Genomic DNA, 13,017 nt, shown 5'->3' with positions numbered 1-13,017 from the left:
TGGTTTATTAGTTAGTTGCTTTCGCCGTTTCCCAGCTCCTCATCGACAGCCTTTCTTACGGCAGTCACCTTTAAACCATAGATTACCTGAACGTTATTGCCCTTTTTCACCACACCATTGGCTCCGGTGCCGTTTTTCAGCACATCCTCTTCTACCAGGTCCGGATCTGTAATAATCAGACGAAGACGGGTGAAGCAGTTATCCACCTTTTCAATATTACCGGCGCCGCCCAGGGCTTTTATAATCAGTGGGGCATCCACATCGTCGGCGTCTTTTCCCTCTTTTACAGAAGCAACCTTTTCTTTATACTCCGCCTTGGTATGAAGCTTCATTTCCATGCCTTCTGTTTCACGTCCCAGAGTTTTTAAATTCAGTTTTGTAATGAGAAGGCGGAATATGGCGTAATAAACCACAAAAAATATAAGGCCTGTGACAATGTACATGGGCCAGCCGGTTTTATGAATTCCCAAAGGTACATTGAAAAGCAGGAAGTCCAAAAAGCCGTTAGGACCGATAGCACGAACATTTAATATATTAAGAACCACCATACTCAGTCCGCTTAACCCCGCATGAACAACAAACAGGACCGGTGCCACGAACATAAAGGAAAATTCTATAGGCTCCGTAACACCTGCGATGAAAGAAGTAAATGCAGCAGGAATCAAAATGGCTTTTATCGTATTGCGGTTTTCCGGTCTGGCCGTATGATACATAGCAAGACAGGCACCCATAAGTCCGAACATCTTGGAAATTCCTCTCGCATCCCAAATCACTGACCGGGACAATACCTGAATGGCAGGGTCTGCAATTTCTGCATAATAAATGTTTCTTGCACCCTCAAATACCTGTCCCCCTATGGTTTCAACACCTCCAAGAGAGGTATATAAAAATGGAGTATAGACCAGGTGATGAAGGCCTGTTGGTATTAAAAGACGTTCCAGCGCGCCGTAAATAAAGATACCGAAATTCCCGGAACGATTTATGAATCCTCCAAGACTGGTGATTCCCATCTGTACAAAGGGCCATACGTAAGTAAGGAGCACAGCCAGTATTACGGTCACAGGAATCAATACGATGAATACAAACCTGGAACCTCCGTAAATCTGAAACGCGTTTTGAAATTCTGTTTCACAAAACCGGTTATGAACCATGGCTGTTACGATTCCCAGAATAATTCCAAGGAACACGCCCATATCCAGAATCTGCACGCCAAGCACTAAGGCCTGACCCGTTCCCCTTAAAGATTCCCCTGTAAACAGGATCCCCGTCAGGGCCATAAACTTGTTCATGGCGTTAATGAATACTAAAAATCCCAAAAGGGCGGTAAAACCGGCCTCATATTTCTTCTTATTGGCAAGGCCTGCCGCAAGTCCCACACAGAAGATCAGCCCCAGGTTATTTAAGATCGAAACCAGGGAACCAGATAAAATGGTGCCAAAGCCCTTTGTCACAGGATTGTCCATAAAGGGCAGAAGCTCCAGCAATTTTGCATTGGTAAATAAGTTCCCCACAGCGATTAAAATACCTGCGATGGGCAGGATCAAAACCGGGATGAACATTGCTTTTGAAAAGCGCTGCAACTGATCCATCACTTTATCTTTCATTCTCTTTTCCTCCAACTATTAAAAAATGGTTTTCTATTTTTCATTTCACGTGAAATTCATATCCGTATTATAGCCGCCATGTCCCCCTTTGTATATACTTTGGGAAAGAATAGGAACCTGTTATTCCAAGTGGTAACAGGTTTCAAAAAAAGTCCGGATGCCGCTATTTTAAACGTCATCCGGAACCTTTATTCTTCTTTTTTATCCATATTTTGAAGCACTTTATGATATTCGTAAATTAAAAACTCCATCAGCATGAACACATTGGGGAAAAATGTATTTGCCATCATATTTCTGTCATCCAGCTTATTGCTGTCCTCTATGCGAAACTGCATATCTGTTATGGAGCTGACCCGGTTTTCCGCCTCATTGGTAAAGGACACAGTAAATATGCCGTTCTCTCTGGCAGTCTTCACCCGGTCTGCTACCCAGTCGGTTTCTCCTGATCTGGATACTACAATGAGCATTTTCATATTCTCCAGATTGTTTTCAAAAACACCGATGGAATCCATTCCATTGGAATAAATGCATTTTATCCCAAGGACAAGAAGCTTTTTTGTTAAATATTCCACAGGAATAGCGGAAAATCCCGTTGCGTATAAAAATACGTAACCCCCTTCCAGACGGCCAAGCCGCCTGGCAAATTCCCGGATGTCCTCATAGGAATTATACTTTAGAAGAGAGTTGGAGCAAAAGCTGTTGATAAACTGCATTCCGGCATCCTCATTGTCCTTAGCCCGGTTAACAAGGGGAAGCAATTTGTAATACATGTCCACAAATCCGCTGTAGCCCAGCTTTTTTGTCAGGCGCATAATGGTTGAGGTGGAGGTGTAATTTTCCTTTGCAACTCCCCTTACCCCCATTTTAAGCATGGAATCCATGTGTTCTATGATATAATGGAGAACACTATCCTCCACCTCAGTCAGGTTCTTTCCCGCTGTCAGCTTGCTTAAATCCACCATTCCTGCTACCCTTCTTTCCTCATTCTCGTCTCTCATCCATTATAAAAAATCTTCATACCCCTGGATCATGGGATAAGGGGCGCAGTCCTTTAACGGTGCAGTTATGGTTCCCTTCACATAGGTGCTGAATCCCTGACGGCGAAAATCTTCCTTGTTCTTATTTTTTATCAGTCGGCCACCCCTGCCCACTTCTCCGATGTAATTCCCGTTCTGGTCGTAGATTTCTTTTCCATAGAACTTCCCAAGAATCCTTCCATCACAGGCGGCCAAGTAATCCCTCTGCCTTACTCCGATATAGTTTCCTTGCCAATTCCAATATCGTTCCATTGAAATCCATCCTTCCTCTTTTCATTCTCTGCAATCATACACCATTTTTCCTCAAAAAGAAACACTTCAGGGAGGCACATTGCTAAATTTTCAATGAATGCTGGATTTTTCACGGGTTCTGTTATATAATCAACAGAAAAAACACAGAATAATCACATACACAGGAGGATGCCATGGGATTTCAATACGTAAACAACCTGCCAAGCCCGGAAGAGATCAAGGATCGCTTTCCGCTTCCAGCAGAATTTAAAGCCCTTAAAATAGAACGAGATCAAGCAATCAGCGATGTACTCACCGGAAAGAGCGATAAATTTCTTGTTATTATCGGTCCTTGCTCCGCTGATAATGAGGAGTCTGTTTCTGATTATGTGAACCGGCTTGTGAAGGTACAGGAAAAGACAAAAGACCGTCTGATCCTCATCCCAAGAATCTATACCAACAAGCCCAGAACCACAGGAGAAGGTTACAAGGGAATGCTTCACCAGCCTGATCCCGAAAAAAAGCCGGACATGCACGAAGGCCTCATTGCCATCCGAAGAATGCACATGAATGTGTTTCTGGAAACTGGTTTATCCACAGCCGATGAGATGCTGTATCCGGAAAACCTGGGATATCTTGACGATATCATGTCTTACATTGCCATTGGTGCCCGTTCCGTGGAAAATCAGCAGCATCGTCTGACCTCCAGTGCCTGTGACGTCGCCGTAGGTATGAAAAATCCTACCAGCGGAGACATGTCTGTTATGCTCAACTCCGTTGTGGCCGCACAACAGGCCCATGATTTCACCTACAGAGGTTGGGAAGTGAAAAGCAGTGGTAATCCATTGGCCCACACCATCTTAAGAGGTGCAGTCAATAAGCACGGTCAGTGCATCCCCAACTACCACTTTGAAGATTTATTCCTTCTTCATGAGATGTACAGCCGGCGCAATCTCCAGAACCCGGCCTGCATTGTGGACACCAACCACTCCAATTCCAGCAAAAAATTTAAGGAACAGATCCGTATTTCCAAGGAAGTCCTGCACAGCAGAAAACATTCCACGGAAATCCGTTCCCTGGTTAAAGGCCTGATGATTGAAAGCTACATTGAGCCGGGCAGCCAGAAGGTAGGAGAAGGCGTCTACGGAAAATCCATCACCGATCCTTGCCTTGGCTGGGAAGATTCCGAGCGTCTGATCTATGAAATCGCTGAAAATGCATAATATTTTAAATCATGCCAGAGACATTTTAATTCTCTGGCATGTTGCTTTTTACTGATTACTCTTCGTATTCTCCGTTTATTATTAGTATTTTATCCATTTTTCAATTATTTTTCAACTTTCTCTTGTTTTTCTACCAAGAGATGATAGAATAAAATTGAAGTCAGTTATATGACTCTTCATCCAGTTGATACCTACATAACCCTCTATGCAGTTGTTGGCACGTTCAAGCCGGATTTATCCGGTGATAAGGAAAAGGAGGTATGGGTATGCGGACCATTGAAGTCGATATCCAGCTGCGTTACACCCCCATTCCCCTCGCGCTTTTAATCAACACCGCTAACGCCTTTGACTGTGATATCTTTATTGACTACGGTTTAACAAAGGTTAATGTCAAGGACTACGACGAGATGAAAAAAGGGCTTAATACGCAGAATCGGAACTTACAATTTAATTTCGACGGCATTGATGAACTGGCCGCCGAAGGACGGATCGAGATGCTGTTTCAACCATAATCCGTCAGAAAGGAACCTTTATGAACTATCATAAAAAAGAGAGTTGATATTAGCATAACGCTGATCATCAACTCTCTTTTCATTATTTTCTTAGCCAATAAAAGCCGTAATGATAAAATACAAAAGCACCACTGCTCCCAATACAATTCTGTAATATCCGAAGAATTTAAAATCATGCTGTCTGATATATCCCATTAAGAACTTAATAGAATAAATAGAAACTACAAAAGCCACCACCATACCTAAAATCAGATAGAAGATCTGAGATCCGGTAAAATTCATTCCATATTTCACAACCTTTAAAAGGCTGGCTCCGAACATCACCGGAATTCCAAGGAAAAAGGAAAACTCAGCGGAAGCCGCACGGGAACATCCCAGGATCATGGCGCCGAGAATGGTGGCGCCGGAACGGGAGGTACCCGGAATCAGGGCCAGAAGCTGAAACAGACCGATCCAGAGAGCTGTCTGATACGAGATATCTCCCACCTTCTGAACTTCAAAACTCCGATACTGGTTTCTGTTCTCAATAAAAATAAACAGAACACCATAGAGGATCAGGGTCGCTGCAACTACATAGCCGTTCATCAGATACTCATCAAGAATATCATCCACCAGAAATCCGATCACTGCTGCCGGGATGCAGGCTAAGATGATCTTTGACCAGAGTACCAGGGTCGCCTGCTTCTGTGCTGGTTTTTTTCTCACGGAAAATGGATTGAGCTTGTCAAAATACAGTACCAGTACCGCCAGGATCGCACCCAGCTGGATTACCACCAAAAACATGTTTTTAAAGGCAGACGGCTGATTCAAGTGTATGATTTCATCCACCAGAATCATGTGCCCCGTACTGCTTATGGGAAGCCACTCAGTAAAGCCCTCCACAATTCCAAGAACAATTACTTTTAAAATCTCAATGATATTCATTCCTTTTCCCCTGTCTTTTTAAATATTTTCAATCTGCCAGTCAATAGGCTCCAACCCATTTTCCTTTAAATAGGCATTGGTTCTGCTAAAATGTTTACAGCCAAAGAATCCTCTGTATGCGGAAAGAGGGCTTGGGTGAGGCGCCTCTAAAATCAGGTGCCTGGGGTTTGTGAGCATGACCTTCTTATTCTGAGCCGGGCGTCCCCATAAAAGGAATACCATGGGCCGGTCCTGTTCATTCAAAATCTTAATGGCGGCATCCGTAAAGGATTCCCAGCCGATCCCCTGATGGGAGTTGGCAGCATGAGCGCGAACCGTAAGCACCGTATTAAGAAGCATGACCCCCTGCTCCGCCCACTTTTTTAAATATCCGTTATTGGGAACCTCTAAGCCTAAATCTTCCCGCAGCTCCTGATAAATATTTACAAGGGACGGAGGAATATCCACATCAGGCTTTACGGAAAAACAAAGCCCGTGGGCCTGCCCATTATTATGATAAGGATCCTGACCTAAAATCACTACCTTGGCTTTGGAAAGAGGCGTGAACTGAAACGCATTAAAAATATCGTTTGGATCAGGAAAGACCTGGGCCGTTTCATATTCATGCTTTACTTTCTGATAAAGTTCCCTGTAATATGGCTTTTTAAACTCTTCGCTTAAGGGTTCCAGCCAGTCGTTCTCAATTGCTCCCATTCTTTCTCCTTTGCATTATAAAATAAACCTTAAATCCTCACGGGCACTCCCATGACCTTTAAATACTGCTTTAATTCCATGATCTCCAGTTCCTTATAATGGAACAGGGATGCCGCTAAAGCCGCATCTGCCTTTCCTTCTGTCAGGGCATGATAAAAATGCTCCATCGTGCCTGCGCCGCCTGATGCGATCACAGGAACGGAAACATTCTCTGCGATGATGCGGTTTAACTCATCATCGTATCCGGCCTTTGTTCCGTCGCAGTCCATGCTGGTAAGCAGGATCTCCCCTGCTCCAAGTCTGTCTGCCTTCATGGCCCATTCCACCGCGTCCAGTCCGGTATCGATCCTACCTCCGTTTTTATACACGTTCCAGCCGCTTCCATCCACACGCCTTCTGGCATCAATGGCGACCACCACACATTGACGTCCGAATTTACCTGCTGCGTCAGAAATTAGCTGAGGAGTATTAATTGCCGAGGAATTAATGGATATCTTATCCGCGCCTTCCCTTAAAAGCATTTTAAAATCCTCAACCGTGCGGATTCCCCCGCCAACCGTAAATGGGATAAATACCTTTTCTGCCACCCGGCGCACTATGTCCACCACCGTATTCCGGTTATCAGAAGATGCAGTGATATCAAGGAACACCAGCTCATCGGCACCGGCTCTGTCATAAGCCGCTGCAATCTCCACCGGGTCCCCGGCATCCTTTAAATTCACGAAATTAACACCTTTTACTACTCTACCGTCCATCACATCCAGACATGGAATGATCCTCTTTGTAAGCATCCGGCACCTCCTTAAGTCAATTCAATGAAATTTTTCAGAATGTTTAAACCTGTATCACCGCTCTTTTCCGGATGAAACTGGCAGGCAAAAAGATTTTCACGTTCCACCGATGCCCCAAACCGGATCCCATAGGATGCAGATGCGGCCACATCGGATTCCCGTCCCGCTTCTAAATAATATGAATGGACAAAATACACATATGCCCCGGAATCAATTCCTTTAAAAAGTCTTGTACCAGGCTTTATATCCAGACGGTTCCAGCCCATGTGAGGGACTTTAAGCCCCGGCGTGTCCGGAAATCTCACGATCTTACCCGGAAGCAGGGATAGCCCCCTGACCCCTTCGCTCTCTCCGCTGCTTTCAAAGAAAAGCTGAAGCCCCAGGCATATCCCGAGAAAAGGCGTTCCTCTTGAAACCACTTGATGAATCACATCCACCAGCTCATACTGATGAAGCTTTTCCATCGCATCGCCAAAAGAACCAACACCCGGAAGAATCACCTTGTCCGCCGAAAGGAGGAGCTCCTTGTCCCGGCTTACCACCGGTTTTTCCCCCAATGCGGTCAGAGCTTTCTCCACACTCTTTAAGTTTCCAGCATCGTAGTCGATAATCGCAATCATGGCCGTCACCTCTTTACGTCTTTTTTCAACATTTTAACACAGTAACGTGTAATGTACAACGCAAAATAAGCCTATAATTTCCGAAAGAATTCCGTAGAATTTTCTAAAACAGCATCAGCCTTTCCCTTTACCGTATCCGGCAGTTGGGCAAATTTACCGTGAATCCGGTACATATGGGACTTTTTGTTTATGGACACCGTCTTCTCAAAAGGCCAGCGGATAACCGTTGGAGTCTGAAAGCCTACCCCAAGTTCCAAAACCAGCAGTTTCTTGTTAAGGGTTCCAGCCAGCCACGTGGTATAAGCCTTCCACTGAGGAAGGTAGCCCTCTTCTATGTAATCTTCTGCCTCTATGGTATTACCTGTAAGAGGTGTCCCGCAATGCGGACAGACATCCTGAGGAATCTCTCCCGGCTCCCAAATATCCTTTGTACAGGTTTTGGAGCACTGCCTCCATGTCACGTTCCCGCAGGGTGCTACCATCCGGCTCTGTTCCAGAGGAGATTTAAGTATCTCTCCATCGGTCACTGTAGTTACAATAAAAAAGTCCTTGTCCTTTATGAGTTCATTCATTTTCTCATAAAGAATTCCCATATCCGGTATTCCCTCTGCCTTCCATTCCTCTCCGATTCCAATCAAAAGCTTCTCACAAGCTGCTATTTCTTCTAAAATCTGCTCATTCACAGTCATCTAACCACCTTCTTTTTCAAACAATACGTATTTATTATACATCAAAGGCCATTTTAAGAAAAGAAGGAAATTCTGTTCTTGCGGCTTGCCATGGAAATATGCTATACTAATCCATGCGAAAATAATGAAAAAGGAAGTCAGCAGATTATGAATAGGTTTAAGAGGCTTTCTCCCTTTTTGGGAGGCTGCGCCGCAATTGCGGTCCTGGCACTGCTTTTAGTCGTATATACCCTGACAAAACCGGTTCCCATGGCCGGGACAAAAAGCATTTCCATTGATGTGGAATATGAAAACGGGGTAAATGAACATTACCAGATCACTACAGAAGCGCAGTTTCTGCTAGAAGCGCTAAAATCCATACCGAATTTTCAAATTGAAGGAACCACCACCGAAGAATTTGGCCTCATGGTCACTACAATTAACGGAAAACGGGCAGACTACCAAAAGGACGGCGCTTACTGGGCCCTTTTATGCGACGGGGAAACTTGCAACTACGGAGTGAGCCAGCAGGCCATTAAGGATGGAGAGCGCTATACCTTTCAATACACACTGCCCTCTGAGGAATTAAAAAAATAATGAAAAACCATTCCCTGTTTACCACCAGGGAGCTAGTATTAGACGCACTGCTTTCAGCCCTTTTATTTGTCAGCCAGGTAAGCTTGTCCTGGCTTCCCAACGTAGAACTGGTATCCCTGCTTCTAATTTTATACACCCTTGTATTCCGCAAACACGTATGGCTCATCCTATACGTGTTTGTTATATTGGAAGGGTTGGTCTACGGCTTCGGCCTCTGGTGGTTTTCCTATCTCTATGTGTGGCCTATTCTCCCGGCCGCCGTATTTTTGATTTACAAGAACAATACGCCAAAGCCCTTTGGCATATCCCTGCTTTCAGGTATCTTTGGAATGTTGTTTGGATTCTTCTGTGCGGGGTTCTATTTAATTACCGGAGGCCCCGGTGCAGCTCTTACCTGGTGGGCGGCAGGAATCCCATACGATATCGCCCATGGGACAGGTAATTTCTTTCTGTCCCTTATTCTGTTCCAGCCGTTATACCGGCTGCTCACCTCACTAAAACGAGGTCAATCTCATCAATAAAGGAGTGTATGCTTATGGAATCAGCAACCGTAAGAATAAAAAAAGGAGAAGGACGCTCATTAAAAGCCGGCGGTCCTTGGATCTATGACAATGAAATCGATACCATCACCGGTGATTACACCAACGGTGATATCGTATCCGTGGAAGACTTTGACGGCTATTTCCTGGGTCGTGGCTTCATCAATACCAATTCCAAGCTCACCGTCCGCATAATGTCCCGGAAAAAAGACAATGAAGTGAACGAAAGCTTTCTGGAAATGCGGGTCCGAAACGCCTGGGAATACCGCAAAGCCACTGTGGACACCTCCAGCTGCCGTCTCATCTTCGGAGAGGCAGACTTCCTTCCCGGCATCGTAGTAGACAAGTTTAACGATATCCTTGTGGTGGAATCCCTTGCCCTTGGCATTGACCGGCTAAAGCCAGTTATCCTGGAAAAACTGAAAAAGGTCCTGGAAGAGGACGGCATAAAAATCCGCGGCATATACGAACGAAGCGATGCCAAGGTCCGCCTTCAGGAAGGCATGGAACGTTTTAAGGGATTCATCGGCCCTTCCTTTGATACAAAGGTGGAAATCACGGAAAACGGAGTTAAATACCAGGTCGACGTCCAGGATGGGCAGAAAACCGGCTTTTTCCTTGACCAGAAATACAACCGCCTTGCCATTCAGCGCTTATGTAAGGACAAGCGGGTCTTAGACTGCTTTACCCACACCGGCTCCTTTGCCTTAAATGCAGGTATTGCCGGAGCTAGAGAAGTTCTTGGGGTGGATGCTTCTGAACTTGGCATCGCCCAGGCAAATGAAAACGCTGCATTAAACGGCTTATCTGACCGGGTGGCCTTTCAGTGTGCCGATGTTTTTGAACTCCTTCCCCAGCTGGAAAAAGACGGGGAAACCTTTGATGTTGTCATCCTGGACCCTCCTGCCTTCACCAAATCCAGGAACTCCGTGAAAAATGCAGTAAAAGGCTACCGTGAGATCAATCTCCGTGGTATGAAGCTGGTAAAGGATGGCGGGTATTTAGCCACCTGCTCCTGTTCCCATTTCATGACTCCAGAGCTCTTCACCAAAACAATCCGGGAGGCAGCTGCAAACGTCCACAAACGACTCCGCCAGGTAGAATACCGAACCCAGGCGGCAGATCATCCGATCTTATGGGCGGGAGATGACACTTCCTATTATCTGAAATTTTACATTTTTCAGGTTTGTGACGAAAAATAATACAATTCATATTAAAAGAGGGTGCCCAATAATAATTTTGGACACCCTCAGTTATTTATTACTCCCTTTAGCCAAGCAGTGAATCCGCTTCAATCATATTTTTAATGATCGGTACCCCAAATGGACAACGACTTTCGCAGCTGCCACAGGCGATACACTCATCGCCCCTATGGGAAAGACTTTGATAATGAGAACGTATGGACGGCGGTACTGCTTCTTTATCAAGCCGTGCGATATCTAAATATTTGTTGACAGCGGCAATATCTATTTCAGATGGACATGGCTGGCAATGTCCGCAGTACACGCAGTTTCCATCAAAAGCACTATGTACTTCGTTATAAATCCATGTGTAATCCTTATCACTGTCAGATGCCGTAAGATAACTCATGGTGTCATTTACTTCAGCCCGGGTTTTACAGCCTGTCAGAACACTGGTAACAGCCGGCCTCGAGAGAGCATAATGGACGCACTGCTGCGAAGTCATCGGCTTGCTGTAAGGTGTATGCTCCGGCGAAAGCAGTTTGCCGCCGCCAAAGGTCTTCATCACAGTAATACCGACTTGTTTTTGCGTACACAGCTTATATAATTCCGCACGCTTAGGATCAATTCCGTTATAAACCCCTGCCTGGAAGCCATTATCAAGACAATCAAAAATACTTGCTTTCGATGAAAGCATATCGAATGCAGGATTGATGCTAAACATCATCATTTCCGGCACTCCTGTTTGAATGACCTTCATTGCCGTTTCAGGGTTGTGGGAGCTAAAACCAATGTGCCGGATGTCCCCTTTTTGTTTTAGACGCTCCACATATGTAACAAAATCTGTCTCGAAAACATTTTTATAGTCCTGCTCTGAGTCAATAAAAAACATCATGCCAAAATCTATGTAGCCGAAGATCCGCAGCAGCTCTTCAAAATACTGCTTAACCACAGGCATATCCCGGCTGATATCGTACTGCATATTTACATTCGTGGATCCGATATGCCCCTGTATCATCACCTGATCCCGCTTGTTGCCCAGTGCTTTTGCGATGTTTTCACGCACTTCCGTGCCAGGCATAAAAACATCCATGAGATTAACGCCATACTCCAGTGCGGCATCGATCGTCTCCTTTACCTGCTCGTATGACTTGCCGTCAAGGTGTTCGCAGCCAAGGCCAATCACGCTTGCTTGCTTTCCGGTTTTCCCGACCTCTCTGTATTCCATCTTGTTCCCTCCTGAAATTATATATCATTTAATTTTTGCCCTGTGATTCATCTGCCTTCTCCCATGTCTTAAGCTGCCAATCTCCGGTTTGGACAGTAGCTTTACAATGGCAGATTCTTCCATTATTTCATCCATTTGCCCTATTATAACTGTTATAACAACACTTGTAAACAAAGAAGTCAAGATATGGTCTGGAATTCCAATTCCAAAAAAATACCTCGCAATTAATGAATCGATAATTAATTGCGAGGCTATTCTTTTTGATTGAATTATACGTTGTTTTTAGTCTTTTATTCCAGATTAAGGCGCTTGGACAGGATACGCTCCGTGCCGAAAAAGAATATTGCAAGCTGAATTGCGTTGTAAACAACCGAACCGATGAAGGTTAAGTGCATGACCAGGGAGATCCCTTGTGTATCAGGCATCGTATCAATCATACGGAAGAACGATTGAAAGGACGGTACGTTTCCCAGAATGATCATTACAAGGCCATTGATAAAGCTAAAAAGCATAGATATTGCAATAAAGGCGATTACAGACATCATCACGCGGTTCTTGCTGGCTAAATGGCCAAGTGCCATAGAAAAGTACATGTGGTAAAGCTGGACCAGTCCGCTGACGATGATAAGAATAATAAACTCAAACATCAGCAGAGGCCAGGTCGAAACATGAGCAAGTGCGCTGTTGATGGCATTCCATAACTGGGGATCGGTAATTGCTGTAAAAACCCTGCTAGTACCTGCGGTACCCAGCACCAATATAAAAATAGATGCGAAAGCCACCAGGGAGCTGGCCATTGACATCACAAAAGCCACCACACCCTTTGCTGTGATCAGCTGCCAAGGCTTTACTGGCAGGGTAAACATCAAATAACCTTCATCGCACAGAAGCCCTTTATAAAACCGCTGAATCACGACGATTAACGTCAGTACACTCATGGCGACCAGAACGCCGAAATAGGCGATCACAGAGAGCGTCTGGATCAGGCTGAGAAAGCCGCGACCAAAGCTTAAGCCAGACATCAGGCCGTTATAATAACCATTGGCCAGCGAGCCCATGCCCAAAAATGCATTGAGAATGGATATGGCGATAACCGCCAGGTAAATCGGCACAAGCGTGCGCCCAATGGATTTAAATTCGTATTTGCAAAGTTTGCCAAACATCTTATT

15 protein-coding genes are annotated in these 13,017 nt (G+C 44.9%); 5 read left to right on the top strand and 10 right to left on the bottom strand.

The window, feature by feature from the left end:
* Positions 1-11: 11 nt before the first annotated feature.
* The 3 genes from ACHZES_RS19190 to ACHZES_RS19180 form a co-directional block, all read right to left on the bottom strand.
* Positions 12-1,604 carry a PTS transporter subunit EIIC gene (locus ACHZES_RS19190; protein ID WP_038278536.1) on the bottom strand — a complete coding sequence of 531 codons (1,593 nt, stop codon included), beginning with the start codon at positions 1,602-1,604 and terminating at the stop codon, positions 12-14.
* A 188-nt stretch (positions 1,605-1,792) separates the two neighbouring features.
* Positions 1,793-2,602, bottom strand: a complete 810-nt coding sequence (locus ACHZES_RS19185) for a MurR/RpiR family transcriptional regulator (protein ID WP_286173348.1) — start codon at positions 2,600-2,602, stop codon at positions 1,793-1,795.
* 3 nt (positions 2,603-2,605) lie between these two features.
* The gene (locus tag ACHZES_RS19180) at positions 2,606-2,893 is read right to left on the bottom strand and encodes a hypothetical protein (protein WP_154522825.1); all 288 of its coding nucleotides are present in this window, start codon (positions 2,891-2,893) and stop codon (positions 2,606-2,608) included.
* A gap of 173 nt (positions 2,894-3,066) precedes the next feature.
* Between ACHZES_RS19180 and ACHZES_RS19175 the strand changes: the two genes are divergently transcribed.
* Together ACHZES_RS19175 and ACHZES_RS19170 are read left to right on the top strand one after the other, a co-directional pair.
* Positions 3,067-4,095 (top strand): 3-deoxy-7-phosphoheptulonate synthase, encoded by a 1,029-nt coding sequence (locus ACHZES_RS19175; protein WP_154522822.1) that lies wholly within the window; start codon positions 3,067-3,069, stop codon positions 4,093-4,095.
* 266 nt (positions 4,096-4,361) lie between these two features.
* The gene (locus ACHZES_RS19170; protein WP_038278542.1) at positions 4,362-4,607 is read left to right on the top strand and encodes an HPr family phosphocarrier protein; all 246 of its coding nucleotides are present in this window, start codon (positions 4,362-4,364) and stop codon (positions 4,605-4,607) included.
* A 90-nt stretch (positions 4,608-4,697) separates the two neighbouring features.
* Here the strand turns inward: ACHZES_RS19170 and ACHZES_RS19165 are convergent, their stop codons facing one another.
* The 5 genes from ACHZES_RS19165 to ACHZES_RS19145 all read right to left on the bottom strand — a co-directional run bounded on the left by ACHZES_RS19165 (position 4,698) and on the right by ACHZES_RS19145 (position 8,324).
* Positions 4,698-5,531 (bottom strand): undecaprenyl-diphosphate phosphatase, encoded by an 834-nt coding sequence (locus ACHZES_RS19165; RefSeq protein WP_154522819.1) that lies wholly within the window; start codon positions 5,529-5,531, stop codon positions 4,698-4,700.
* Between the two features lie 18 nt (positions 5,532-5,549).
* Complete coding sequence (ung, locus tag ACHZES_RS19160; protein ID WP_038278547.1) at positions 5,550-6,224, bottom strand: uracil-DNA glycosylase; 675 nt, start codon at positions 6,222-6,224, stop codon at positions 5,550-5,552.
* A 29-nt stretch (positions 6,225-6,253) separates the two neighbouring features.
* Positions 6,254-7,015, bottom strand: a complete 762-nt coding sequence (gene hisF, locus ACHZES_RS19155) for an imidazole glycerol phosphate synthase subunit HisF (protein ID WP_395546260.1) — start codon at positions 7,013-7,015, stop codon at positions 6,254-6,256.
* Between the two features lie 11 nt (positions 7,016-7,026).
* Positions 7,027-7,635, bottom strand: coding sequence for an imidazole glycerol phosphate synthase subunit HisH (gene hisH / locus ACHZES_RS19150; protein WP_154522813.1), 609 nt, complete (start codon positions 7,633-7,635; stop codon positions 7,027-7,029).
* 71 nt (positions 7,636-7,706) lie between these two features.
* Complete coding sequence (locus ACHZES_RS19145; protein ID WP_395546258.1) at positions 7,707-8,324, bottom strand: hypothetical protein; 618 nt, start codon at positions 8,322-8,324, stop codon at positions 7,707-7,709.
* Positions 8,325-8,471: 147 nt separating this feature from the next.
* Here ACHZES_RS19145 and ACHZES_RS19140 point away from each other — a divergent pair, with 147 nt between their 5' ends.
* The 3 genes from ACHZES_RS19140 to ACHZES_RS19130 are packed head-to-tail and all read left to right on the top strand — an operon-like array spanning position 8,472 to position 10,641.
* Positions 8,472-8,900, top strand: coding sequence for a DUF4430 domain-containing protein (locus ACHZES_RS19140; protein ID WP_038278710.1), 429 nt, complete (start codon positions 8,472-8,474; stop codon positions 8,898-8,900).
* Positions 8,900-9,421, top strand: a complete 522-nt coding sequence (locus tag ACHZES_RS19135) for a hypothetical protein (RefSeq protein WP_038278555.1) — start codon at positions 8,900-8,902, stop codon at positions 9,419-9,421. The genes ACHZES_RS19140 and ACHZES_RS19135 overlap by 1 nt, the downstream gene beginning before the upstream one ends.
* Positions 9,422-9,435: 14 nt before the next feature.
* Entirely contained in the window at positions 9,436-10,641 is a 1,206-nt protein-coding gene (locus ACHZES_RS19130) for a class I SAM-dependent rRNA methyltransferase (protein WP_154522807.1), read from the top strand.
* A gap of 67 nt (positions 10,642-10,708) precedes the next feature.
* On the opposite strand, the gene ACHZES_RS19125 is transcribed toward ACHZES_RS19130, so the two are convergent.
* Positions 10,709-11,848, bottom strand: coding sequence for an aldo/keto reductase (locus ACHZES_RS19125; protein ID WP_038278558.1), 1,140 nt, complete (start codon positions 11,846-11,848; stop codon positions 10,709-10,711).
* Between the two features lie 290 nt (positions 11,849-12,138).
* The gene (locus ACHZES_RS19120) at positions 12,139-13,011 is read right to left on the bottom strand and encodes a hypothetical protein (RefSeq protein ID WP_038278560.1); all 873 of its coding nucleotides are present in this window, start codon (positions 13,009-13,011) and stop codon (positions 12,139-12,141) included.
* Positions 13,012-13,017: the final 6 nt, after the last annotated feature.

The organism is Lacrimispora sanguinis, from assembly GCF_044987295.1.
GTDB lineage: Bacteria > Bacillota > Clostridia > Lachnospirales > Lachnospiraceae > Lacrimispora > Lacrimispora celerecrescens_B.
The sequence above is the reverse complement of the archived record's forward strand: the minus strand, read 5'-3'. Positions and strand labels throughout refer to the sequence as shown.